The following is a 24290-nucleotide window of genomic DNA, read 5'->3' as shown; positions in this document are numbered from 1 at the left end:
TTAGAATAAAGACTCTCGGCAAAGCATCCATACGACAACAACCGTGTAGTTTAACCGTACGATCTCGAACCTTGATAGAAGCCTTATTCCGGCGAATTTTCTTGGCCAAAGGGACACGTGGCTGACGAGGCGCGTCAAAGCGGGCGAGCCGACCTGCCACATCGAGTTGCTTTCCAACCGGAGATTTGTGCAGGCTCCGCGTCCCGTGCGGGAAAAGACAAACGCCGCGAAAAGCGGGATTCCTAGCGGATTCCTTGCTTGGGGGCACGTTCTCATGAGCGTTCCTAAACGCTCATTGATTCCGAGGAGGGTATCGTGGAAAAGATATGGCAGAAAAGCTACCATCGAGGTGTGCCCGCGGCGGTTGAATTCGACGACATATCGCTTCCGGCAGCCTTTAAGCGGACCGTCTCCAAGTATCCCGACCACCCGGCTCTCTTCTTCCAGGGAACCGCTGTAAACTATCGAGAGTTGGACAGGCTCGTCTCGAAGTTCGCTGCGGCCCTCCGGCACATGGGTGTAAAACCGGGCGACCCAGTATCTATCGTATTACCCAACCTGATCCAAACCGTGGTCGGCATTTACGGAGTATTAAGCGTGGGCGCCAAAGTGGTCATGCACAACCCGCGCCTGGACGACATGCAGTTCCAGTACCAGTTCAACACAGCGGGGAGCAAGGCACTTATTTGCTTGGACGTGTTGGTTCCCCGGATGATAAACGTTAGACGCCGCACGCAGATAGGGAAAATCGTTTCTTGCCACATTCGGGACTATCTCCCTTTTCTGTCCAAGGCGCTTTTCCCACTGGTCAAGAAGGGTTTGCATCTCAATACCTCCGGCGATGCGGGAGTGCTCGAGTATACGGAACTCATCGAGAGCAGCGAAGCTTCAACGCGTTTGCACCAGCCGGCGATGGACGACACGGCGTTTATCCTTTTCACAAGCGCAACCACAGGTAAACCCAAGGGAGTGGAACTTACCCACGCTAACCTCTCCAGGAACGTGCAACAATTGAAGGCCTGGTTTCCGACCTTCAGAGATGGGCAAGAGATAGTGGTGGGTTGCTTGCCGTTCTTCCATGTTTTCGGCCTGACCTGCGCCCTGAATATCGGTATTTTTTACGGATATGGTAACGCTTTGGTTCCGCTGCCTGAACCGAAAAACATTCTGGAAGCGCTCCAGACCTGTAAGGCTACCTATATACCTGCCCTACCCGGAGTTTACGCCGCGGTAATCAACGACCCTTCCCTTAGAAAGTTCGACCTCAAGTCCCTGAAAGGCTGTTTTTCCGGTGGGGCCCCTCTGCCCCTTGAAACAATACGATCCTTCGAAACTCTTACAGGGGCTCAAATCTGCGAGGGTTACGGCCTCACGGAGTCCTCCCCCGTGTCACACGTAAACCCGTTCGGTGGAAAAACTAAAGTTGGAACCATCGGTCTGCCTATTCCCAATACCGAAGCCAAGCTGGTGGACTTGACCGATCCAAGGATAGAAATCGACACCCCGGGACAACCGGGGGAACTTTGCATCAAGGGTCCCCAGGTGATGAGAGGGTATGTCGGGCTACCTGACCAGACTTCAGCTACTCTTCTCGACGGATGGCTTTTGACAGGCGACATTGCAACTGTAGACCCCGAGGGGTATTTCACGATCGTGGACAGAAAAAAGGACCTTATCGTCGCTGAGGGTTCAACTGTGTATCCGAGAGATGTGGACGAGGTACTGTTTTCGCACCCCAAGGTTCTTGAAGGATGCGCACTAGGCGTTCCCGACCCTATGGCGGGTGAAATTGTGAAGGCCTTTGTCGTGCTAAAGGCAGGTCAGACCGCCGGTGCAGAGGAAATCATAAGCTACTGTACAACGAAACTTGATAGCCACCAGGTCCCCAAACAGGTGGAGTTCATCAACGAACTGCCTCGCAGCCCGGTGGGAAAGATCCTCCGCAAAGAACTGCGCCGAAGACACCTTGTGAGAAGATCTGGCGGCGCCGGAAAATAGCGCGCATGTGCTGAATGGAGTGTTAAGCCTCAGGATCACCTCCACAGCCCAATTGCCCTTCTTCATCACTGGACCCCTTCAGGGGCCGGTTTGATTCTTGGAAAACGCTTTTCCGAAGGTTTCACGCCCTTCTTTTCTGAGAGGAGGTGCGGAAACCCTTTTCTGATCTTCCCCCGCGTGTTTGCGCCGGATTTATTATGTATTGACTTCAATTATGATATTATGATATTATCTACTAAAATAGATGTGACACATTAAATAATTATGTCCTGATCCCGATCCGAATCGGTCTGGGAGATCTTCCATGTCTTTGAAGCGAAGGATTTGTGCAAGCCTGGTATGGAGCGCCGCGCTGGTCGCCATCGTCAGTGGGGCTTCTTATGCCATGCCCACCGGCAAGATCACTGAAGTGAGTGTGAGCCCGGATTTGAAAAGAGTTACGATAAAATCTGACGGCATAATCGGGCCTCACACTGTCTCCACAGCGTCGAATCCTTCGCGTCTGATAATTGATGTCGAGGGCGCGAGCGTTGCCACGCCACCTCCGGCCCATGCAGTTTCAAAAGCTTCGGGGTTGGCCGTTAAGGCAGTGAAGAATCAATCGGGCGCGCGCGTGGTCATGGATTTTGGAGCGAGCCCTCTTCCCGTGCATAAAATCCGTCGCCTTGGCAATTATCTTCTTGTTTTTCTCCAGGAATGGGAACCGACGCCCGCGGCTTCGGGCCGCATCACGCCCGATAAGGTCCCGGTCGCCGAACCGACACCGGCCGTGGTTCGCCGGAGGATCGAGAAGCCTCTCGTAAGCTCGACTTCGAATCTCCCCATAAAATCCAGTTCGGATCTCTCGATCAAATCCGCCGAGGTGTCGGATGGTTTGATAATACTCACCCTGGCAAACCGCGAGAGACCGGGAATGATTTACCGCATAGATCTCGGGGTGGACTTTGAGAAGCTGGGATTCAGCACGGCAAAGATCTCCGCAACAAACCCCGGTACTCGTTCCGAACCGATCAAGATCTCGGCGAGAAGATCCCCCTTCTGGATGGAAGAGACTCAGGTCAGAATAGGCCCCAGAAAATCGCCGCCTCCTTCCGCCACCGTCCAAGAAAGAGCGCCTAAGCTGGAACAGACCGTTAAACTGTCCAGCCGACCGTGGTGACCATCTTCCCCAGACGCGGCTCTGATTGCTTCCCACGCACGTTTCGTACAGCCCTTGAACGCGGCACTGGGAAACAATTTCGCAGCGACGTTGAGGAAGGTGACGGATGTGCGAAACAATTGACCGCATCGGTCCTGACCGTCGGCAGGGATTTAACAGTTTTGCATAATAATATTAGATGATAACAGCAGTTGGTACGCGACTTGCTCTAATATTCGAACAACAACGAAACCTAACCATATCCTCTAGCAATCCTCCTCAAGGATTGCTTTTTTTTTCCGCGCGACCCGAGGCTCGCGTGTCTTCTCTTTCAGGTTCCGCAGAAATGGGATAATAATTAACCGGTCTGCTATGCTCGCGAGGGGTTAGCCGACACCGTATGGTCGAATTTCATTCATGATAAGGCCACTGAGGACAGCCTTTTTTTGTGAACCTTCACAACCGATCCGCCATGCACTAATCTGATGGACAAGGAGCAAGGCATGAAGGACCCTGAAAAAAAACCGTCGAGCTACGTGGTAGTAAAAGACCGTAGCGGGAAAGAGTATATTTGCCCCAGGGATGCATTGAGAGATCCCGGCGAATTCACCGAAGAAGAGCTTAAGAAATGCTTGGACTCGCTCGAAGAGCCGTTCAGCGATGAAGAGGTCTTCGCCATTATCAAGAGCGAATTTCGAAAGGCTGATTCCTGATGCCAATCAGAGTAGAGATTTTTTCCGACTATGTTTGACCGTACTGCTACATCGGCAACGGGATTGTCGAAGTGCTAAAAAAGGAATTTGAGATCGAGGATTACTGGCTGGGATTCGAATTGCGCCCCGGCACCCCTGCCGAAGGGGTGCCGCTCGCCAAGTTGTTTCCGGGCATCGATCTGAAGGACCGGTACGAGAAACTTAATCAAGCGGCAGCCTCATTCGATCTGTTTTTCGCAGAACGATCATATGTCTCCAATTCTCGCCTCGCCCTGGAATCAGGAGAATTTGCCAAAGACTTGGGGCATCACCACTCATTTCACAACAGAGTATTCCACGCGTATTTTACGGAATTGCGTGATATCGGGGACTTAGAAGTGCTTTTTCAGATCGCGCAGGAGGATGGGCTCGATCGCGACGAATTGCAGGCGGCCCTGAAAGAAAGACGCTATGCCCCCAGGCTTGCGCAGGCAGGGCAGAAAGCTCAACGGTACGCTGTGAATGCAGTGCCGACCTTTATCGTCAACGGACATCAGAAAATAGTCGGCGCTCAATCTGTGGAATTCTTCAGGGAGCAATTCAAGAAGGCGGGAATTGCGGGGAGAACCCCTGTCTAAGGGTGTCTCCCCTGAGTCTGTTATCTACCCGGCGCCCCTGCCTCGGGAGCTGGACCCTCGGGTGAAGGAACCTCGCCTGGAGTCGGTGCAGTTTCTTCCAGCGGGAGCGGCTCTTCAAAGGTCTCGGCCACAGGAGGCGCGGGCAACGGGGGCCTGGAAAGAACCCCTCCCGATATAATTTTGCGCCTGCTGGGCCTGGCGATTACGGTTCCCGGAGGGGCCGAATAGGAAGGATGCTGCAAGTCCATGCCGGAGCACTTCCAGATATAAGTGTAAGTGTCGACAATATCGTTCACGATATTGCTGTAAATGTCGTTCACATCTTGATCCGTAAGCACTATCTGACGGTTAAACTTGTTCGGCGCCCGGAAAATCGCGAACACGTCTTCCTTCATGGTCGCTGCGTAAAGGTCGTTCTTGACGTGCCTGAACGCCGGCACATCGAACGGCTTGAACCTTTCCATCAGCTCCCCGAGAGAATTGAAGTCCCCGTAGCCGTCGTAATAAACAAAAACATCGACCTGAGAGTCCGCGATAAGCTCGTCCAGGAGCATGCTGAACCGCTCCAGGTACTCCAAATCAGGAAACTCCGGCATTTTCAGCAGGATAATGGAATACGCTATCATGCCCAGTCGGCCGGATAAATTTGCAGAAGACGTGTCGAGCTTAATATCACCGCCCTTTAGGGCCTGCACGCAGTACGGGATGTCGCGCATCAATCGTGCGTACGCCTCTCTACGGATCTCTTCCAGGTCCTTCATCTTCCCCGGGCTGGACCTGATGTCTCTGGTCATGAACGTCATGCCACGCTCGTAATCCCAGCGATTCTGAAATATGTAGGAACCCATAGAACGCGGCATGAGCTTGAGGATGTCTTTCGTCAGGCTTTCCACGAAGCTCACGTGTGTATGGTAGGCAACGTAGCCCTGAGCAGGCAGAGCCACAGCGACGATGAGCGCACAGGCTACGAACAGCAGTAAGAACCTTCGGGTCATGGAGTGTCCTCCTCGATAACGGAGATCTGACAGAGGGATCTCCCACACGATGGAGGATACCACATTTGTATGGTTAAATCAAATATAATTTCAATATAATGGTGTGATTATATAATATAATGGATTATACCAGTCCCTGACTTCCCAATAATTTCGCGGAATCAGTCTTTGCCTCCGCAATATTTCTTCTTCCATTCCGCGAGCAGATTCAGGGCCTCCAAGGGACTGAGGATATTAAGGTCCGCCTGTTCCATCTCTTTGACCAGTTCGCCGCTCTGGTACCCGAACAGGTCTGTTTGGAATGCTTGCTCCTCAACTTTCTTCCTGGTGTTTCGTCGCTGAGACAATCTGGGACGTCCACCCGGATCGATCTCCTCTTTTTCGAGGTTTGACAGTATTTCTCTAGCCCGGCCAATTACGGTATCAGGAATCCCGGCCAGTCGGGCAACTTGTATTCCGTAGGAGCGGCTGCATCCTCCAGGGACTATTTTTCGCAGGAAAACTACTTTATCTCCCCATTCGCGCACGGCAATGTTGTAGTTGCGAACTCTTGGCTTTATCAAAGCGATGTCCACGAGTTCGTGATAGTGCGTGGCAAAGAGGGTCCTGGGGCCTCCATCGGGCCTGTCGTGGAGATACTCGGTGACCGCCCACGCGATCGACAGACCATCGAATGTACTGGTCCCACGGCCCACTTCGTCGAGTAACACGAGAGATCGCGGCGTCGCGTTATGCAAAATCTCCGCGGTTTCGTTCATCTCCACCATGAATGTAGATTGCCCGAACGCCAGGTAGTCGGCAGCTCCAATACGAGTGAAAATGCGGTCCACTATGCCGACTGAGGCTTGGCCGGCCGGGACGAAGCTGCCCATCTGGGCCATCAGCACCACCAGGGCCGTCTGGCGCATATACGTGGATTTACCGGCCATGTTCGGCCCAGTTATAATAAGGATTTGCTCGGAGGCCCGATTGAGCTGCACGTCGTTGGGCACATAGGTCTCTCTCTGATCAAACGTTTCCACTACAGGATGGCGGCCCTCTGCAATCAGTATCTCGTCACCGTCATGCACTTCAGGGCGGCAGTAACCTCTTGCCGCAGCTACTTCAGCCAGTGCCACCAGGGTGTCCAGAGCCGCTATGTGGCCCGCGGTGGCCTGAATGCGGTTTATGACCTCAAGAAGTTTGGTTCTGAGCAGATCGAATATCTGCTCTTCCAATTCCAAGATCTTTTCTTGTGCGTTGAGGACCTTGAGTTCGTATTCCTTCAGGTCATCCGTAATGTAGCGTTCGGCGTTCACCAGTGTCTGTTTTCGCACGTAATGAGCCGGAATCTTGGTCTGGTGGCTCTTGGTGACCTCAATGAAGTATCCGAAAACCCGATTGTATCCTACCCGCAGGTTGGGTATGCCCGTCTGCTCCCGTTCTCTGGCTTCAATTCCGGCAATCCACTCCTTGCCGCGATAGCTTATGCTTCGAAGCTCATCGAGTTCCTTATTGTAACCGTCACGGATGACGCCACCGTCCCTGATCGTTGGCGGAGGCGAATCCACCAGAACAGCAGCAATTGCATGTGCGACGTAGGAGAGGTCGTCCGCTTGTCTGAGCTTCTCGACGAGAGCTGTGTCCAATCCGTCGAGCAATTTGATGATGGCAGGAATTTTTTCCGAGGAAACCCGGAGCTGTACCAGATCGCGGGGCGTCGCGCTCTTGAGGGATATCTTCCCGGCTATCCTTTCTATGTCGCCAATTCCTTTGAGGATATCCCGCAGCTCCGTCCTGAGAATGGTGTTTTCGACCAGGGCTTCCACGGTTTCACTTCTCAGGCGAATCTCCTGCGTATCCAGCAGCGGGTAGGAGATCCACTGCCGGATCAGGCGCGCGCCCATGGCCGTGGCGGTACGGTCCAGGAGTTTTAATAGCGTTCCGGTTGTTGTTCCGTCCCGGAGGTTCTTGAAGATTTCCAGGTTCCTGAGCGTGGAATGGTCGAGGACCATGAAATTGCCGAGCTGATAGACGCGGGGAGGCTTTATATGTGTGGGAGCGTCGGATCGGTTCTGTCTTACGTAGTTGATAATCATGCCCGCGGCAATTGCAAGGCTGGAGCCGTCGGTCAACCCGAACCCTTCCAGGTTCCGAACGCCGTATTGATCTCGCAGGGCGTCCGCGCATCCACGCGGGTCGGACATCCATTCATCTACAGGATGCACGTACAGAGGTCCGTCGAGCATACCCCGGAAAAGGTCTTCCTCGGATTCCTTTTCCGGGACCAGTACTTCCTTGGGGTCGATGCGGCGCAGTTCCTGCGCGGCAATGGACGGCTGATCGGTCTGGGTGACCAGGAGGTCTCCGGTTGACAGGTCGAACGAGGCCATTGCCACCTCGTTGCGCTGCCGAAAGAGCGCTACGGTGAAATGGTTCTCATTGGACTTGATGGTTTCAGGGTCTTCGGTAAGGCCGGGTGTGAGAACTCGGGTGACCTCACGGCGAACAATACCCTTTGCCTGCCGCGGGTCCTCCATTTGATCGCATACAGCCACCCGCTCACCTGCTGCCAAAAGCCGCGATATGTAAGCGGACGCGGCATGATGGGGAAAGCCGCACATGGGGACGCTTTCTTCTTTGTTTTTGTCTCGAGTGGTGAGGGCTATTTCCAGGATTCCTGACGCCTTGGTCGCGTCGTCAAAGAACATTTCGTAGAAATCACCCATTCTGAAAAGCAATATCGCGTCGGGATGGCGCTCTTTGTGCTCCCGATACTGCCGCATCATGGGGGTAAGGGTCTTCTGCTCCAATTGCCGTTCACATCCTAAGCAAGTTGCTGACGAAAAGGATACCCACTCGACCGATTTGTGTCCACACCTATTGGCCGTTCCGATGAAAAACCCTTCAGGCCTCATTGAGTGTTGCAAGGCGAATCTATACTAGAATGGAGCGCAGGTTCAGTGACGAAGTCATGGTTGGGGCAGAGGTGCAGTTTGCGGAGGGATGACTTGATTCGAAGGCGTGATGCTTAATGAAAACCGCCTACAGTTTGCCACGCTGCTTGAGATCTTTCAGGACCGCATCGAAGGGTAGATTGGGCTCTTGTGCCCGCTCTCCAAATGCCGCCAGGTCTTCAGCGTCTTCGGCAAGCCTCAATCTCACGGCCTCGTTGACCAGTTCGGAGATGGTCCGATCTGTTTCTACGGCTTTATGCCGCAACGCTCGGTGAAGGTCGGGGTCCAAATAAATTGTGGCTCTCTTTGATAATGTTTTCATATTAACATCTCAACGCCTAAACGCCTGGACGTCAACATCTTAGGATGGAATCGACATCGGGGTTGCTCACACCGCGCCATTGTCGCCGCCGGCGACAATAGTTCAAAATCATGGGAGTTTTTGGGGAGGGGTCCGGGGAGGCCCTTTTTGCAAAAAGGGCCTCCCCGGAAACTCTTCCAGGAACTCGCAGGTTTTGAAACCATCTCTAGTCTGGCATTAGAAGTGCTGACCGACTCCGGCTTATCTTGGGTTCCCCAATGAGTTTCAGGCCCGAGGCTGAAGCCAAGGCCAGCGTGTCTTGAAACGCTTTTTCAGACACATGGCCAAAAGGCTCGCAGAGGAGCAATCTGCCGGTGGGCTTCAAAACGCCTCTAATCTGAGAAAAAAGAGCGCCGGCATCGGGGACCTCATGGACTACGTTGATTGCCAAACACAGGTCAATCGGCTCGGAAATCCCGATGCTGTCCGGTTCACACAGCTTGGTCACGATGCGGTAGGCTACACCGGCCTTTTCTGCACGTTTGGCCAGGGCTGTTAGCATTTTCTCTTGAACATCAACAGCTATCACTTTACCGCTCTTGCCCACCATACGCGCTGCGGGAATCGTGAAGAAGCCCATTCCAGGGCCTATATCGAGCACCGTCATACCTTCACTTATATACGGGGAAAGGATCTTTTCCGGATCCTGGAGCCAGCGCCGAATTGGACATACCAATAAATAGCCGACCCACCACGGACAAACACGCTTTGCCATGCCATGCTTCCTCTGGCCCTGAGTTATTAATCTTCAGCCCTAATCAATCGATTCCGAGGAACCTCAGGAGGAAGGCATCGCGTGCCTCCCGAGGGAATCAAATCTGCCTCCCAAACGGCCAAATCCTCCGCAGAGGCGTGGTCTCTTCCCGCACAGTGCCACAGACTTTCCTCAGGAGTATCAGATAAGCTAGGCCTCCGGCAAGCGCGCCCAAGCAATCGACGAAGAGATCCCCCAGCTGAGCGGTTCGTCCCGGCACAAGAGATTGGTACACTTCGTCGCACAAGCCGAAGAAGGCGCATGATAGGAGCGTTAAAGCAAGGCCGAGGACGGGGCTCGCCGCGAATTCTTTGCTGAAATAACGGCCGACTGAGACTCCAAGGCCGGCAAAAATAATAAAATGGCCGACCGCTTCCACGGGCCAGTTAGCATCGGATTGATGCTTTACCAACGCCGACAACATTACGAGCAAACCGGAATAGCCCAGCACCAGGGGCAAGGTCAATATGCTCGGATCGTCACCTCGGCATTTCATTTCCCCTCCTCGCGCCAGCCTCCGCCCCGCCAAGAGGCGGCAAATTAGTAATTGGCCGGCTATCAATTTGTTGTTCCCTGATCTCGCCACGCACATCAATTTGTTAAATACAGATGCGTGAACACACGACTTGGCATCACAGATTTCCGGTCTTGGCCCCGGTTTCACAATTGGTTACCGGACCCGGAACGCCCCGCAAAAAGATAACTAGAAAAAATGGTTCACGATTCCGTTCCGGGCTTCTTGCCAAAAGATCTTGACGACCTTACTATAAATCGGTAGACCTCCTCCCATGAAAAGAGTTCCTGGGCATACGAAGGCTGCATTTCCCGACAGCGATTTTCATCACAGCAGTGACTGCGCTCTTAAGGGCCTCCCAAGCCGCTAGTACGGTTTGGAGGCGCCCGGATGAAGTGACAGTTCAACTTGCGGTAAGGGGCCGGATGGCTGATCCCGAAACAAAAATAGCATGGAAGGAGGTGTTGGAAAGGTTCCTCTTACTGCTGTTCAGTATGTCTTTCTTGATTGCGGTCGCGGTGGCTGTGTCAATATTTGTGGTAGATTCCCCGCTGGATCTGGAAATAAGGGCCAAGATCTATGTCAAGTTGAAGCAGCCCGACATGGCGGCAAAAGCCTATGTCAAATTGACGAAGGTGGACCCGCGTAATCACGAGGCCTTCGAGGCCTTGGGTAACCTGTACACAAGTCAGGAAGCCCACCGGGAGGCTTCGGCATCCTTCGCCAAAGCAGCTGAGTTACACGGCTCGGTTTCTAATTTCTTGAACGCTGCCCTCTCGGCGCAGAAGGCCGGTTTGAAGGAAGAAGCGTTAATACACTATAAAGCGGTCCTTGAACGCGATCCGAACAATGTCGTGGCCAAAACCAATTTAGCAAGTGTGACCCCACCCAAGACAGTCGTGTCCTCGATTCCCGGTCCTGAGAGCCCACAGCCCACCGAGAAGGACCGGGAACCAGTCGCGGAACATCCGACGCAACCCAGTGGTCCGCCCGCAACCACAGACGTGACAACCGGCAGAGAACCTTCCCAGATTAGTAAAGCGGAGCCTGCGCACAAGCCTGTCGAGCCGCCCTCAGCGAGAAGTATCCAGAAATGCGATCTTTTGCTCAAAGATGTCAAGGACCTGATCGGCAACAACGAACCGGATAAGCTTGCCCTTCTAAGGGAACGTATCGGGGAGCCCCTGCGCACCTGCGAAAGCGAGACACTGACGACATATTGCTTCAAATGCATCGTGAGAGGACGCCTTACCGATACCATCGAGGTTGTAGAGAAAGAAAACCGTATCGCAGGCTACTATTTTGGGTCATGTGGGTGCGCTGCAAATGGCGCAAAATGAGGCGCCCCAACTGGATCGCGCTTCATGTTTCCTGGCTCCGTACTCAAAAATGTTTTGCCTGAAATGAGAGTTATGGAGTAAAAGAAGGTTTGTGTACTGACTCGGCAATTTGCAGTGAGGCCCTATCGTTGAATTGCGCTGTGCCTGAAAATGAAGAGACGACGCATCCTCTCTGGTATGTTGGTGCGGGGTTAAGTCTTTACTGCTTGGCGGTCACCGTCCTTACAGGCGACATCGGATTCGAGGGGGACGACTGGTGGATATTCAGTTGGCCTTTTTGGAACCGGTTTCCGAGTTCGCTGTGGATCTACGCTCGCGAATCTTTGCGTCCTGTGGAGGGTGTTTACTGGATCACCTTGTACGAACTGTTCGGGTTCAACAAACCGCTGTTTCACCTCTTTTCCCAGTTGCTTTTAGCCGGGGCTTCTCTCCTGATGGGCGTATGCCTGGACAGGGCTTTCCCGAAGCGACGTGTTTTTGTGGTACTTGCGGTCCTTTTTGCGTTTTTTATGCCTACCGTATCGTGCCTGACTTATGTTGTCACCACGGACAATTCTAGATTAAGTCTCCTGCTGTTCTGGGCTTCTTGCATGGGCTTTCAAGGTTGGGCTCGACGCTCGGAGTCCTGGACGGGATTGGCACTACCGATACTGATTTACGTTCTGGCATTTCTGACGTATGAGGCCTCTACTCTCTTAATCCTTGTCGTTCCGCTCCTGGTTTGGCCGGTGCATTGCCGAAACCCGTACAGGATCGCGGATTCAAGTTTTGCCGTTCGACTTGGGACAGGCCTAGCCAGTACCTTCGCGCTGGTTTTGTTGATCAGGTTCATGGTCCTGAGTGGCGGCGCGGTCAGTCACAGCCATGTGTTGCCCCCCCTGGAACTCTTGTGGTCTTATGTGGCCTTGCTCCCTTTTTATCTGGTGGCCCCTTTTACCTCCCTTTCACCGGAACGCTGGTCTTGGGCGCTTGGAGTAATGGTCGCGATTTGGGCCGCAATGGCCGTTTATAGAGGGCGCGACTCTCAGAGCCTGTCCCTGTCGGAAGACGAGGCCATAATGAAGCGGACCGGCCTCTATGTCGCGCTTCTGGGGACTGCAATCGTCTTCTTGGGCATGTTGCCGTATCAGCTTGCAGGATACGGCTCCGTGTCGCCAAAATTGGTGGAATCGGTGCTCGTCAAATGGGGGTTTATGCCCCACGGAGAAGCGGCATGGTTCAACTTTAATTGGTCCAGCCGGATCTATTCCTCCAGCAGTTTTGGTCTGGCAATACTATTGGCGGCATTGATCACCGTGTGGAGAAGGAAGGCAGTGCGATTGGCGGCCATAACGCTGGGGGTCGTAGCCATCGTACTCCTGGCGGTCTTTCACTCCGGACTGAGCACAGACTGGAAAGAGGCCGCGGAGATCCGAAACAAGGTGACAAGAAGCCTCGTCAGTCAAGCGCCGGAAGTGGAGCCGAATTCCAATTTCGTGTTCCTGAATCTTGAAAGCCGTCACAAACGCGCAGCGGTATTCCGGGGTTGGATGGGTTTGAAGGCGTTGATTCAGATGCTGTACGACGATCGGACCCTCGGAGCTTGGTATCTCTATCCGTACGCCTGGACGTGGCCTAACAGGATATATCAGCAGGGAGTGGTATCGTCTCGCGGCTTTGTCAGTAGGGGAATTAAATTGGACAGCCCGGCGGCCCACGACAGCCTGCTGATTTTCAAGCGAGAAGGCGAGAAGCTGGCATTGCTTGACGGAATCACCCACGAAGACGGCCTGACGCCCACAGGATTGGTGTGGAAAGATGCGGAGGCTCTGCGGTCAAATTCGAGCCGAATCGTGGCATGGGGGGAAGTCTCCGGGGATCCACGCAGAATGGCTCATAATTCCTGGACCACCGGGTTGATTTCTACTCTCCGCCTCTCCAGGGCTACATTAGCGGCCGGAGTCATTAACAAGTGGACCCGCGGACCGCAAAGGGGAAGGGTGTACGGCGCCCTCCTCCAAGAATCTCCATGAACCGGGCCTGAACAAGGCTGCCAAGTCGAAGATCATCCGAACTGCACCGTCCTACCTGTCTTTCCTTCGATCCCTATGAGCCAAGAAGCTTTTGTGTCGTTCCTACTGCGTCGGGATAGTGAAATAGAATTGAGATCCTTTCCCGTATTCCGATTCAACCCACATGCGTCCGCCATAACCTTCGACGACCTTCTTAGCGATTGCAAGGCCGATGCCCGTGCCCGGGTATTCGTCTTTCTGGTGGAGTTGCTTGAAAATGAGAAAGATCCTGTCCACGTATTCCTGTCTGATGCCTATTCCGTTATCGCGGGCACAGAAGAGGCATTCCTCATCCTTGATTTGGGCCGACACATGAATCCGAGGTGGCTCATCTCGTCGATACTTTATGGCGTTGCCAATTATGTTTTGAAACACTTGAGTCAATTGCTCCATGTCGGCTCTCACTCGGGGAAGTCCATCGTGGGTCACCGTAGCGCCGCTTTCTTCTATAATTGAGCGCAGGTTGGAAATCGCTTGTTGACAGGCCTTTTCAGACTTGACCAAATGAAACGGCCGGCCGGAATCCAGCCTCGAAAACGCCAAAATGTCATCGATGAGGGAAGCCATCCTGGACGCCGACTCCACGGCCCAAGTTATCCACCTCTCTTCGTCGGACCCGGTTTCAACTTTCAAAAGCTTTTGAAGCTTCTGAACGGAAATTGCAACATTTCGCAACGGCTCTTTGAGGTCGTGGGAAGACACGTAGGCAAATTGGCGCAGCTCATTATTGATCCGTATCAGGTCGGCCAGGGCGCTCTCCGCGTCTCGCTCGGCTTTTTTACGCTCAGTGATTTCCTGCCTCAATTTCTCGTTCGTGGCAGTGAGTTCCGCTGTCCGCTCTTGGACCTTGATTTCAAGCGCCTCGTGAGACCTTTTCAAGGCCTCTTCCAGCAAGCGCTTTTCTCTTAGGGACAGGATCATCGAGTTGAACGCTTGGGCAAATCCGCCGAGGAAATCAACTTGCTGGCTAAGATCTCCCTTGGCCACCTGTTGTGTCTGCCAAACCAGATGACGCAAGTTCGCGTGTAGTTGCTTGTAGGGTGAAAACAAGAAATTGCGGCCAGGAGGATCGACGTCAAGGTCTCCGTGGGCTAGAGCGCTTATAAAACCGTGTGCCTCGCTGAAAGTCTTGATCAGATTGTTGGTTGCTTGCCGGAGCAGGTCGACATCTGCGTGCACGGGCGCCGATAAAGGGAGCGTTTCCGGCACCTCGCCCTTGAGCAGGCTCGAAATGCGCTCAGTCAGGTCGCGTATTATTCGAAGCTCCTCCTCCGTCACCAGGCGCCCCTATTCCTTCAAATTAACGGCAAACCGGCAGATTCTGCCACCCGATGCCCAGCAATCAATTTCCGTGACATCGAATTCCTTCCCGGAATACGCTTTTAGGATTCCGGCGATAAACCCTTCGTCATAATCACAGATGGTCTCGTCCGTCACAGGCAGCCCCGAACAATCCAAGTCCTCGGAAACCGTCAGCACAAAACTCATTTTGTCCAAGTCGGCCTGTTCTACTCTCAAGATACCAATATTAAACGATTTAAGTCTATGTTGTAAGTCAGCGAGAAACTCATCAGGACCAAGCCCGGTGGTCAGCACGTTTTTGCAGAATTCCATGCCTGCCAATTTCCCCGCTTCTTTCAGAAGATCATTGGCCGTTTGAACATCGAACCTGGTAATTAGGACATCCCTCAAGGTGTACTGCATCAATCTGTAGGCAGCCACACTGGTTTCGGGACCTAGATTGGGTCTGCCCTCCTCGATGTTTCCCAAGTCCTCCCATCTGAAACGATAGGCTGTCCGTTCCTCATTGAACATCCTTTCACCTCGCCAAGTATCCGGAATCTTGTCTTTCCCGGCTGTAGAATTCGCAGGTTCGAGCGAATTTCCTTCCGGATTATCTGCCCCTTGTTTCTGATGATCAAGAGATATGTTCGATCCCTTGTTGGATAAAAAACGATCACTCCTTATGGGCTGTCGCAAAGGTTCACTGCGCTTCCACGCCTCGGCGTGGTGCGCCCCGCGGACTATTCCGTTTCTAGTTTGTCGACACCTTGGTATAATGGCAAAAAAAGGGGAAACGTGCAAAGGCAGGTGTGGAAGTGGCCTTAATTCTAGTTATCGATGATGAAGAGGACATTCGTGATCTCGTTTCAAGGATTTTAAAGCAGGCAGGGCACCAAGTCCTTGAGGCTCCTGACGGGAATGTGGGAACGAGCCTTTACAGGAAGCATCTCCCCGAGCTTCTCATCACAGACATCATAATGCCGGAAAAGGAAGGCATCGAGACCATAAGGGAACTGCGGCAAGATTTCCCCAATGTCAAAATCATCGCAATTTCAGGAGGCGGACAAGCTTTGCCCCGTGACACGTGCCTTCAGTTTGCAAAGGGCCTCGGAGCTAATATTACTCTGGCTAAGCCTTTCAGTAGACAGGAATTGCTGGATGCGGTGCAAAAAGTATTGGAAACCGCATGAAGTAAAAATACGTACGAATCAGTAGAGGGCTTTCGGGATGGCTACAACAATCGTGCAAGTTGCCCGAAGGGGGCCACGGATTTTGACTAAACCGGTCGCCTGCACTACACACCGGTAACAGTTGCCAACAGAAATGTCCGATAACATGATCGAGGTCGAGCCTATTACCGGCGGCCATCGGCGGGCACAGCCCCATAGGCGTTAACTTTAGGTTCTAATCTCTTTCGTCCCAGACGGACGAGACGAGAGTTTCCCGGCGATTCAGAAACTGTCTCAAAACTCGTGCTCAGGTCGCAATCGTGTTACCACGATGGCGATTGTCTCTGCCGGGTGGCCCGGACGCCACGCGTCCGGGTCGCGAAGCGACAGGAGGTGATTTTCAGCCTGCGAGTAGCCCCGACAGTCTTTGGACAGGGTAGTGTCCTCGCAACAGCCCCTCTTGTTCCTTCGGAACCCGGAGGCAGTGGCCTCCGGGCCACCCAGCGTAGCACGATTCCCGAGCACCGATGAATTCTGAGACAGTTTCTTCATCGCCGGGAAAGCGGTCAAAGAGGTCCGTAGTCCCAGAGGGACGGCCGAAGAAGTTATTGAAGAATCTTACCGATCGGTCGTCCCTACCGGGACTAAAGAATTTCGGAATTGTTCTCTTGACAAACCCATGCTGCCCCCCCTATTGCACCTTTCCCACAAAGAAACGGCGGTCGCGAATCCTATCTTCCGTCGTTGCATCAATATAAAGTAGAGAGCAGGCCGAAAGGCGAAAACGTTGAAATCCATTAACATGGCATTAATGAGGAAAGATCATGAACATATTAAAACGAGGATTTATCATTCTGGTATCGGTAGTGTTCCTTGGAGTAGTCTCAATTGGTGGGGCTCAGGCAACAACCACGGTTAAAGGCTCTAAGAGCAATGCGGACAATATGGTTGGCTCCTCTCCAAGCGACACTGACGATTCCTCTCGGAGCAGTGTTAAGAGTTCTAAGAGCAATGCGAGCGAACGAGCGCAAGACCCCAAAACCAAGCCCATCAATTTGAATCCCCCTGGGAGCAACATCCATTAGGGGCAACATCTATCGACGGTAAGACCCCAAAACCAAGGCGAATCCGGCCCGCTGAAATTGGATTTGCAGAGATAGCAGCTAGAGTCCTTCCAGATGGTGGACGTGAGGAATCATCGTACCTGAGCCTTATTGGGTAAGTGTCGGAGGATAGAACACTTATCTCACGTTGATTTTTCTTCCATAAAAGTAAGAAGAACTTAGATATTTTTTGTGGGTAGGGAGCCGCACCCCGTGGATGGGTTTGTCAAGAGAACAATTCCGTAAATTATTACCAGCCACGGCGGTCTTATTGTTTAGCCTAGAGTTCAGGGGTAAAGTCTCTCGGCGCATTCCGGGCAGAGGCTGTGAGAGAATTCGGCCTCCGAGTGATCACGGATGTAAGCCTCGATTTGCCGCCAATAACCCTGGTCGTCGCGGATCTTCTTGCACGATGCGCAAATGGGCAACAACCCTGAAAGTTCTTTCACTCGAGCCAGGGCTTCCCGGAGATCCTGATTGACCGCTGCCAATGCGGACTGCAACTCAACAATTCTCTGCCCACTCCGAATTCGCACTTGAAGTTCATTGTGGTCGAAGGGCTTGACCATGTAATCGTCGGCGCCGGCTGCAAGCCCCTGAACGACATCGTCCTTTGAGCCTTTCTGAGTAAGGAGAATGATGTAGATGTAACGATCCTGCTCCGACACGGCACTCCTTACCTTGCGGACTACATCGATGCCGTCCATTTGCGGCATAAGCCAGTCCAAAAGAGCGAGCCGAGGTCCGGGATCGGACTGCAAGGCTTCCCAGGCTTCTAATCCGTCAGAGGCTTCGACGACCTCATGTCCCCAATTTGTGAGGACCTTCTTCAGCACTTCCCTGGTGACTGCCTCGTCCTCTGCAATCAGGATCTTCATGACCCGCGCACCTCTCGAAAATCCGCGCTGATGTTTAATTCCGCACTGCCACGTTTGTCCCCGGACTCACCTGGCTTTGAGGTATCCGCGTTTCACTGGCCGCCTCTATCCCTCTGATTGAGGGTTGAGCCGCTGAATCGAGGCTTCCAGCGCACAAACTGCCGCGTCCAGTTGAGACAGAAGGGTAGAAAGCGTGGAGTCGTCGGGATTTTGTGCGACTCGCTCCACTTTTCCAGCCACATCAGCCAAAACGTCCGCGCCGAGGGTGGCCGAAGAGCCTCTCAAACTGTGCGCGAGCTTGGCCATCAACTTCCAGTTTTCAGCCAGCGCGGCGGATCGCAACTTGGCCACCAACTCGGGAGTTTCCGATAGGAAAAGGGCGACGATCTGTCTGGCGCTATTCTCATCCCCGCCCAGACGATCGCGAAGGGGTTCCAGGTCGAAGACTTCCTTGTTCGCATCAAGGGCCTCAACATCGTAGATTTTGTCACAGACCTCATGTCCGGGAACCCCTCCCTGGCCGGCCGAAACACAGAAACGGGCCAAGACTTCCTGCAATTCCCGCATGTTGATGGGTTTAGAGATGTGCTCGTCCATCCCGGCTTCCAGGCACCGTTGTCGGTCTTCAGCGAAAGCATGCGCGGTCTGGGCAATTATGGGAATTCTGCTGGTGGTCTGTTTCGCCCTGATAATGCTTGTTGCCTCAAATCCGTCCATGTCGGGCATTTGCAGGTCCATGAGGATCACGTCAAATTGGTGCGAGTCAAAAGCCTGTACAGCCTCTCTCCCATTGGACGCTATCACAACTTCACATCCAAACTTGGTTAAGACCTGTACGGCCACGGCCTGATTGAGAACATTGTCTTCGGCCAGGAGGATTCTGATCCCGATTAGATCGGGTTGAGCCATCCGGTCCGGGGCGCACTCAACTGCTTCGGTAACCGGCCGTCCCAGCTCGAAACGAGTCGTGAAGTGAAACGTGCTTCCTTTTCCATCCTCACTCTCCACCCACATTCGGCCGCCCATAGCTTTCGAGAGTTCATAGGAAATAGCCAATCCCAGCCCTGTGCCTCCGTATTTCCTGGTGGTGGAGGCATCCGCTTGCGAAAAACGGTCGAATACCACTTCCAACTTTTCGGGAGAGATGCCTATTCCGGTGTCGGATACCGCAAAATGCAGTGCAACTTCATTATTCACTTGGTCCTCTAGGTCCACTAGAATAATTATTTCGCCCTTGTCGGTGAACTTGATCGCGTTGTTGCCCAGGTTGAGCAATATCTGCCTCAGTCTGTTCGGATCTCCGCGGACCCACGCGGGGACGGAATCAGCAACCGAACATCTGAGATCTAACCCTCCGTCCAATGCTCGGCCGCTCAATATTGTTTTGGTGGCCGATAATAGCGATCTGACTTCGAAGTCAACCTGCTCCAACTCCAATTTACCGGCCTCGATCTTGGACAAGTCCAGGACATCGTTCAGCAAGATCAACAAAGTCTCCGCCGCGGATTTCGCGATCTTGGCTCGTTCCCGCTGCGGCATGGTCAGGTCTGAATCCAACAGCAAATCGATCATGCCCAGTACCGCGTTAAGCGGGGTCCTGATTTCGTGGCTCATATTGGCTAAGAACTCGCTCTTCGCTCGCGTTGCCGATTCGGCCGCGTCCTTGGCTTCCCTGAGTGCTTCCTCGGTGCGCTGTCGCTCGCGAATCTCGCCTTGAAGCTCCTGGTTCGCCGTTACCAACTCCGCTGAACGTTCCGCGACCGTGCCTTCAAGGATATGTTGGAAATTTCGCTGCATTACGGCAAATTTGTCAGCCAGCGCCAACGAGAAGAAGACTCCCTGGAATAGATATCCAACTTTAATTACCTGGGCGCTAAGGGGATTAAAGGGCACGATGCCCAGGGAAAAGCCAACGGCTAGAGCCGCTACCACGGGGAACTGTACATGAGCCAGAAACATATACCGAGCATGGGTTTCTCCTCTGTACCACATAAATCCAAGTGTGAGGGCAAGAGACCACGCCACAATTTGCACGAATATGAATACCAGGTAATTGCCCAGGTACCAGTTAACGCTATAGATGACGGCAAGGGCCACTGAACCGACAACTATAATGTCGAAGATCCGGTAGCTGATCGGGTACTTGCGCCTCGCGTCCATAAAGGAGCCCGCAAAAAGGGCGTTGAAAATAAAGATCGGTGCCAAAAATGACACGAAGAGATGCAATGTCGTTTCGGGACGGGAGAAAATTGGAACATGGGGAAACAGATCATCCCAGGCCAATTGATGTACGAAAATACAAACTAGAAGCAGAATATAATAAAGGTAGGCGCTCTGTTTTAATATCGACCATGCGAACAAGTTGTAAATGATGAGAAAGCCCAGAATGCCGCAGAAAATGCCCTCTACAAACAAGTCTTCCATTTCGGACCGATGGTAGGCTTCTTGGTCCAGAAGGAGAACAGGGATCCTGAGAGGGGTTTGCGACTGGACGCGGATGAAAATCGTCCTTGTTTCATCGGGAGTAAAATGAAGCTTAAGGACAGGACCACGCCTGCCGGGCACCCTTTCGTCCCAGGGCACACAGGCCCCGGCTCGAAAATGTTCAAATCCTTGACTTCGGTCAAGCCCGACAAAAAAATCTATGAAATCAAGAAAGTGGTTGGCAATCCTGAGATACAGGGTCTGGGCCTCTGGGGAAGGATTGCTTGCGGATAGCTTGATCCAATAAACTGATCGAGTGAAACCGAAGTTTAGCGAAGTTTGCTTGGAGGGGTGGAAGGTCTTGGACTGAACGCTGTCAATGGTTTCTGAGCCGCTCTTGTCTTCATAAATAGCCAGAATTACCTTCGGCGCCAAGTTGTTCGCTGTCCTATCAGGATCGAGGGAGCCCTGGCTTCCATACGCAAAAGTGAATGCCCAGGAACAGGTCAAAAAGACCAGTGTGGTTATTATCCGAGCCAAAATTCTACCTCAAAAGAAGGCCAACACGGGGGTCGAGCAATACCTTACGGGAGTCGGGTCGAAAGTCGTGGGTCCTAGTGTTTTTGGGAATGGGAGCGTGAGGCTGCGATCTCACAAACCCCTTTCACCACTACTTTGCGACACCCTTGCTTGGCGACCACATCATAGCATTTCTTTCAAAATTTTTCCGATTGGCACATTCCTGTCATCCCGGCAACGCGCATACCGAAGGCCGCGCAAGCGCCGGGGTTCGGTTTCGCCTGGTTTCCGGCTCCCTCTTTTTCACTGGGATAGGCTTCGCTGGAATGACGCAAAAACACTTTCAGCAATTATGGTCGAGCATCCCGATAGTCCGCTCGTGGACTAAGCTTGAGCATACCTCGCGACTGGCCTGCCAGTCAACCATCATCTTGCCTGCTGCTGTTCACCCGGTTGAAAACCGGGCCACCGGGAAGAACGGACTCCGATCGTGAAAAAATGCAACATTAGGTTTGCCGCAGCAAGTTCCAACCGTAATGCCGTCCGGGCGGTCCGGCCCTGCTTGGAAGTCAGGGATTCAAAGATATCTTGTTGTTCACATAGATATTATGGGCATTCACAATGAGTACGTTGTTGTCGGTTTTCGCGACGGTTCCCTGGATAACTACTTCACTAAGCGGCCTGAGGCCATTTAGACCCTGCAAGGGAAGCTTCAACGGGAGTCCCTTCTGGTCAACCACCTGAATGGTCGCAAGGTTGGCCATCAACTGCTCACGAGGGACCGAACAGAAGTCCGTGGGGTTCGCGCATCCGCTGGGACAAACAGCCAGCCGCTTGTCGCACACCACGAACATGGCGTACTTGTCGGCAAAGGGCTTCGCTAAACCACCCACCTGGCCGCGGACGACAATCGGCTTGCCTTCCACTGCAGATTTACGCGCGTCTCCGACGTCGATCGCGTTCGGCGGAGCTGCGGCTATGAACAGTTCCGCAGGCAGTCCAGCCTTAACCGGTCCGGCTGCCGCGGCCTTGTCAGCCAATGAGGTGGCCATAAGGGCCGAAAACATTATCGCCAGCGAGATCGCTCCGGAAATCAAACGGGTCATTCCCGTCTTTCTCCTCATTAATTTCATGTTTCATTTCCTTTCAGGTTATGCGGCTTTCAAAGCCTCCGGTATTGCCAGGCGCAAGCATCTCCACGCGGGCGGGACGACACCGACGAGCGCCATCAGCAGTCCGGCAAACACGCCGAAAATAAGTACTCTGTGGTCAACGACCAACTCGAACACTCCCATGGAAAAACGCACAGCCTGGCCGTTGATCGCAACCATCCCGAGCAAAGACGCAAGGAGCGTCCCGGCAGCGGAGGTCAACAGCGACTCCTGAACCAGGCTGAGCATAATGGCCGGGCGAGAGTATCCCAAGGACCGAAGCATTCCGAATTCTCGTATGCGGGCGGCAAAGGCCGCGTACATAGTATTCAATCCGCCCAGCAGTCCTGCAAGAGCGACCAATAAAGCGGTAGTCCAAACCATGGCCTGCACCGGGCGGTAAAACTTCATAACCGATGCGTAATACTCGGCTTCCGGAATTGCCGTCAATGCCAGATCCAGCCGTTGCTTGGTGAACAGGTCGATGTCCCCGAAGTCAGCTTCCCCGAGACTCACCACGACACACGAAAGGGTGTCCCTTTTAGTGGCGACTTGGAGATCGGTAAGCGGGACCCAAACCTCGGCATCCATGACGGTCCCGCGAGCGCTGAAGCGTCCAACAATACGCCAAGAGCGATTCGTGAACCACAGGCTGTTGCCGACGGTGAGTCGTTCTTGCGGCACACCCATCATTTCCGCGGCCAAACCGCCGACCATGATCTCATCGTTGCCCGCCACGGGCATTCGGCCCTCTACGATGCGAACTCGCGGATACACCAGAAGCGCTTCCTGGGTAACCCCGCGGAGCATGGTACGCCATTCGGCTTGGGCATTCTCATCAGGCCTGGCAAACAGGGCAACATGGACTTCGGGTGAAACGTAAGAAACGCCCAGACGGCTTTTTATGCCTGAGATCCCACCGGCCACAAGACCTGCGGTACTGTTCGGGACCTGGCTGCGTTCAAGGCTCTCTTCACTGCCCGAGGCCAAAAGGATCACATTCGAGCGATCAGTGGCAACCACCAGAGAGTGCTCCATTCCGCGGATAAATGCCGCAGCAACCAGCACCAGGCCAACCACCAGCGCACCCGCCAGGATGGTCAGGACGAGGCGCTTGGGAGACCTGCCGAGGTTTCGCACACTGTAATCAAAAGGAAGGATTCGCATGGACGCTTTTCGCCTCCGTGGACTACACGGCCCTGAAGCAGGCCGATATTTCTCTATGCGACGCTTGCCAGGCGGGAACCAGCCCCGCCAACACTCCTGTCAAAGCCGACAACATCAGTCCGCTGAAGATGGACAGCGCGTCAGTCTGGACGTGTATGCTGAGGCCTTCGACAGACAGGCTCAAGTTCCCCCATGAGGTAAAAGCCAAAGTCGCGGCAAGCCCCAGCAGGCCCCCGGTAAGGCTCAAGATCAGACTCTCGCCGACAATCAACTTCGCGATAAGCCGCTGGGGGTAGCCCACGGTTTGCATGACGGCATGATCGCGAATGCGATCCTGGACAGACAGCACAATGGCATTGAAGACCAATGCAAATACCCCTATTACACATCCCCAACCGAGCCAACGAGCAAATCCCACGATCTCCACGATGTCGGCTGCCGCGCGCGCGACGAATGCCTTCTCCGACCACGTGGACGTGGGCTCTTGCGCAGTACGGAACTCAGCGTCAATGGCCTTTGCCACCTGATCCATTCGGGTGGGGTCTTCGACTGCGACGTTGAACTGAGTCACCACCCCTACTCTATTGTCCGAAGCACGCTGGACAAACTCGAGATGACTGTACGCAACGCTCTGTTCCTGAGGCTCGGGGGAGTCGATAATGCCTGCCACATGGACGGTTATTCCGCCGAAATCGACCCGGTCTCCCACTTTGAGGCCGCGCTTGGCGGCGAGCCTGCGGCCGATGAGAGCCGCGTCGCTCCGCTGCTTCCAATTCTGTATCGAGCCCTCGGAAACGCGAACATGACCCAATGCCCCATTGTCAACAGCCCCTAGAGGAATACCCCGGAATGTCACCACGTCCAATCCCGTTCGGCAGTTGTTCACGGCTATCTTAACCGGGAGGACGCTCTTGACGCCTCCAATCGAAGCAATGCGGCCCTCGTAATCCTGTGGGAGGTTGCTCGAAAACGGGCAGTATCGGTCTTGTCTGTACACTACCAGCTTCGTGTCTTTTGAACTGGCCTCCGTAGCCTCCCGGACGCCATGATGCATGGCCTGAACCGAATAAAACAGGAACATCGCCGTTGCCACCCCGCCAATCGTCAGTAGGCTTCTGCCTCGATACCGCATCACGTACTTGACCACCAGCGGAGCGAACCTTAGTGCCGACATTATG

At 53.5% G+C, this 24290-nt stretch carries 20 protein-coding genes; 8 read left to right on the top strand and 12 right to left on the bottom strand.

Annotated features, from left to right (window positions below; all coding sequences use genetic code 11):
- The first annotated feature begins 315 nt into the window (after positions 1–315).
- The 4 genes from HY913_00900 (at position 316) to HY913_00885 (ending at position 4466) form a co-directional block, all read left to right on the top strand.
- The gene (locus HY913_00900; protein ID MBI4961810.1) at positions 316–1998 is read left to right on the top strand and encodes a long-chain fatty acid--CoA ligase; all 1683 of its coding nucleotides are present in this window, start codon (positions 316–318) and stop codon (positions 1996–1998) included.
- A gap of 304 nt (positions 1999–2302) precedes the next feature.
- Entirely contained in the window at positions 2303–3157 is an 855-nt protein-coding gene (locus tag HY913_00895) for an AMIN domain-containing protein (protein MBI4961809.1), read from the top strand.
- A gap of 482 nt (positions 3158–3639) precedes the next feature.
- Positions 3640–3849 (top strand): hypothetical protein, encoded by a 210-nt coding sequence (locus HY913_00890; protein ID MBI4961808.1) that lies wholly within the window; start codon positions 3640–3642, stop codon positions 3847–3849.
- 71 nt (positions 3850–3920) lie between these two features.
- Positions 3921–4466 carry a DsbA family protein gene (locus tag HY913_00885; GenBank protein MBI4961807.1) on the top strand — a complete coding sequence of 182 codons (546 nt, stop codon included), beginning with the start codon at positions 3921–3923 and terminating at the stop codon, positions 4464–4466.
- A gap of 20 nt (positions 4467–4486) precedes the next feature.
- On the opposite strand, the gene HY913_00880 is transcribed toward HY913_00885, so the two are convergent.
- From HY913_00880 to HY913_00860, 5 genes are all read right to left on the bottom strand, one after another.
- Positions 4487–5461 (bottom strand): hypothetical protein, encoded by a 975-nt coding sequence (locus tag HY913_00880; GenBank protein MBI4961806.1) that lies wholly within the window; start codon positions 5459–5461, stop codon positions 4487–4489.
- Positions 5462–5622: 161 nt separating this feature from the next.
- The gene (gene mutS, locus HY913_00875; protein MBI4961805.1) at positions 5623–8229 is read right to left on the bottom strand and encodes a DNA mismatch repair protein MutS; all 2607 of its coding nucleotides are present in this window, start codon (positions 8227–8229) and stop codon (positions 5623–5625) included.
- Positions 8230–8485: 256 nt separating this feature from the next.
- Positions 8486–8719, bottom strand: a complete 234-nt coding sequence (locus tag HY913_00870; protein ID MBI4961804.1) for a ribbon-helix-helix protein, CopG family — start codon at positions 8717–8719, stop codon at positions 8486–8488.
- A gap of 205 nt (positions 8720–8924) precedes the next feature.
- Positions 8925–9473, bottom strand: coding sequence for a methyltransferase domain-containing protein (locus tag HY913_00865; GenBank protein ID MBI4961803.1), 549 nt, complete (start codon positions 9471–9473; stop codon positions 8925–8927).
- Between the two features lie 97 nt (positions 9474–9570).
- Positions 9571–9936, bottom strand: a complete 366-nt coding sequence (locus tag HY913_00860) for a VanZ family protein (GenBank protein MBI4961802.1) — start codon at positions 9934–9936, stop codon at positions 9571–9573.
- Positions 9937–10451: 515 nt separating this feature from the next.
- On the opposite strand from HY913_00860, the gene HY913_00855 reads away from it, so the two are divergent.
- Both HY913_00855 and HY913_00850 read left to right on the top strand, forming a co-directional pair.
- The gene (locus HY913_00855) at positions 10452–11366 is read left to right on the top strand and encodes a hypothetical protein (GenBank protein MBI4961801.1); all 915 of its coding nucleotides are present in this window, start codon (positions 10452–10454) and stop codon (positions 11364–11366) included.
- A 128-nt stretch (positions 11367–11494) separates the two neighbouring features.
- Positions 11495–13378: a hypothetical protein gene (locus HY913_00850; protein ID MBI4961800.1), complete on the top strand. Its 1884-nt coding sequence runs from the start codon at positions 11495–11497 to the stop codon at positions 13376–13378.
- 102 nt (positions 13379–13480) lie between these two features.
- Here HY913_00850 and HY913_00845 read toward each other — a convergent pair whose 3' ends face one another.
- Complete coding sequence (locus HY913_00845) at positions 13481–14695, bottom strand: GHKL domain-containing protein (protein ID MBI4961799.1); 1215 nt, start codon at positions 14693–14695, stop codon at positions 13481–13483.
- Positions 14696–14704: 9 nt separating this feature from the next.
- Positions 14705–15232 (bottom strand): 4-vinyl reductase, encoded by a 528-nt coding sequence (locus HY913_00840; GenBank protein ID MBI4961798.1) that lies wholly within the window; start codon positions 15230–15232, stop codon positions 14705–14707.
- Between the two features lie 284 nt (positions 15233–15516).
- Between HY913_00840 and HY913_00835 the strand changes: the two genes are divergently transcribed.
- The gene (locus tag HY913_00835) at positions 15517–15891 is read left to right on the top strand and encodes a response regulator (protein ID MBI4961797.1); all 375 of its coding nucleotides are present in this window, start codon (positions 15517–15519) and stop codon (positions 15889–15891) included.
- An 803-nt stretch (positions 15892–16694) separates the two neighbouring features.
- The gene (locus HY913_00830) at positions 16695–16955 is read left to right on the top strand and encodes a hypothetical protein (protein MBI4961796.1); all 261 of its coding nucleotides are present in this window, start codon (positions 16695–16697) and stop codon (positions 16953–16955) included.
- Between the two features lie 305 nt (positions 16956–17260).
- Here the strand turns inward: HY913_00830 and HY913_00825 are convergent, their stop codons facing one another.
- From HY913_00825 to HY913_00805, 5 genes are all read right to left on the bottom strand, one after another.
- The gene (locus HY913_00825; GenBank protein ID MBI4961795.1) at positions 17261–17851 is read right to left on the bottom strand and encodes a response regulator transcription factor; all 591 of its coding nucleotides are present in this window, start codon (positions 17849–17851) and stop codon (positions 17261–17263) included.
- Between the two features lie 105 nt (positions 17852–17956).
- Complete coding sequence (locus HY913_00820; protein ID MBI4961794.1) at positions 17957–20815, bottom strand: response regulator; 2859 nt, start codon at positions 20813–20815, stop codon at positions 17957–17959.
- Positions 20816–21363: 548 nt separating this feature from the next.
- Complete coding sequence (locus HY913_00815) at positions 21364–21900, bottom strand: hypothetical protein (protein MBI4961793.1); 537 nt, start codon at positions 21898–21900, stop codon at positions 21364–21366.
- Between the two features lie 45 nt (positions 21901–21945).
- Complete coding sequence (locus tag HY913_00810; protein ID MBI4961792.1) at positions 21946–23112, bottom strand: ABC transporter permease; 1167 nt, start codon at positions 23110–23112, stop codon at positions 21946–21948.
- Between the two features lie 22 nt (positions 23113–23134).
- Positions 23135–24286 (bottom strand): FtsX-like permease family protein, encoded by a 1152-nt coding sequence (locus HY913_00805; GenBank protein ID MBI4961791.1) that lies wholly within the window; start codon positions 24284–24286, stop codon positions 23135–23137.
- Between the last annotated feature and the right edge of the window lie 4 nt (positions 24287–24290).

This window comes from Desulfomonile tiedjei (assembly GCA_016212925.1).
Classification (GTDB): domain Bacteria; phylum Desulfobacterota; class Desulfomonilia; order Desulfomonilales; family Desulfomonilaceae; genus JACRDF01.
This window is presented reverse-complemented; position numbering and strand designations above follow the sequence as displayed.

Bases quoted from the DNA above. Each gene is read 5' to 3' on its own strand.
- HY913_00895 (MBI4961809.1), top strand. From the start codon at position 2,303: ATGTCTTTGAAGCGAAGGATTTGTGCAAGCCTGGTATGGAGCGCCGCG.
- HY913_00890 (MBI4961808.1), top strand. From the start codon at position 3,640: ATGAAGGACCCTGAAAAAAAACCGTCGAGCTACGTGGTAGTAAAAGAC.
- HY913_00880 (MBI4961806.1), bottom strand. From the start codon at position 5,461: ATGACCCGAAGGTTCTTACTGCTGTTCGTAGCCTGTGCGCTCATCGTC.
- mutS (MBI4961805.1), bottom strand. From the start codon at position 8,229: ATGATGCGGCAGTATCGGGAGCACAAAGAGCGCCATCCCGACGCGATA.
- HY913_00870 (MBI4961804.1), bottom strand. From the start codon at position 8,719: ATGAAAACATTATCAAAGAGAGCCACAATTTATTTGGACCCCGACCTT.
- HY913_00865 (MBI4961803.1), bottom strand. From the start codon at position 9,473: ATGGCAAAGCGTGTTTGTCCGTGGTGGGTCGGCTATTTATTGGTATGT.
- HY913_00860 (MBI4961802.1), bottom strand. From the start codon at position 9,936: ATGTTGTCGGCGTTGGTAAAGCATCAATCCGATGCTAACTGGCCCGTG.
- HY913_00855 (MBI4961801.1), top strand. From the start codon at position 10,452: ATGGCTGATCCCGAAACAAAAATAGCATGGAAGGAGGTGTTGGAAAGG.
- HY913_00840 (MBI4961798.1), bottom strand. From the start codon at position 15,232: ATGTTCAATGAGGAACGGACAGCCTATCGTTTCAGATGGGAGGACTTG.
- HY913_00830 (MBI4961796.1), top strand. From the start codon at position 16,695: ATGAACATATTAAAACGAGGATTTATCATTCTGGTATCGGTAGTGTTC.
- HY913_00825 (MBI4961795.1), bottom strand. From the start codon at position 17,851: ATGAAGATCCTGATTGCAGAGGACGAGGCAGTCACCAGGGAAGTGCTG.
- HY913_00815 (MBI4961793.1), bottom strand. From the start codon at position 21,900: ATGACCCGTTTGATTTCCGGAGCGATCTCGCTGGCGATAATGTTTTCG.
- HY913_00810 (MBI4961792.1), bottom strand. From the start codon at position 23,112: ATGCGAATCCTTCCTTTTGATTACAGTGTGCGAAACCTCGGCAGGTCT.
- HY913_00805 (MBI4961791.1), bottom strand. From the start codon at position 24,286: ATGTCGGCACTAAGGTTCGCTCCGCTGGTGGTCAAGTACGTGATGCGG.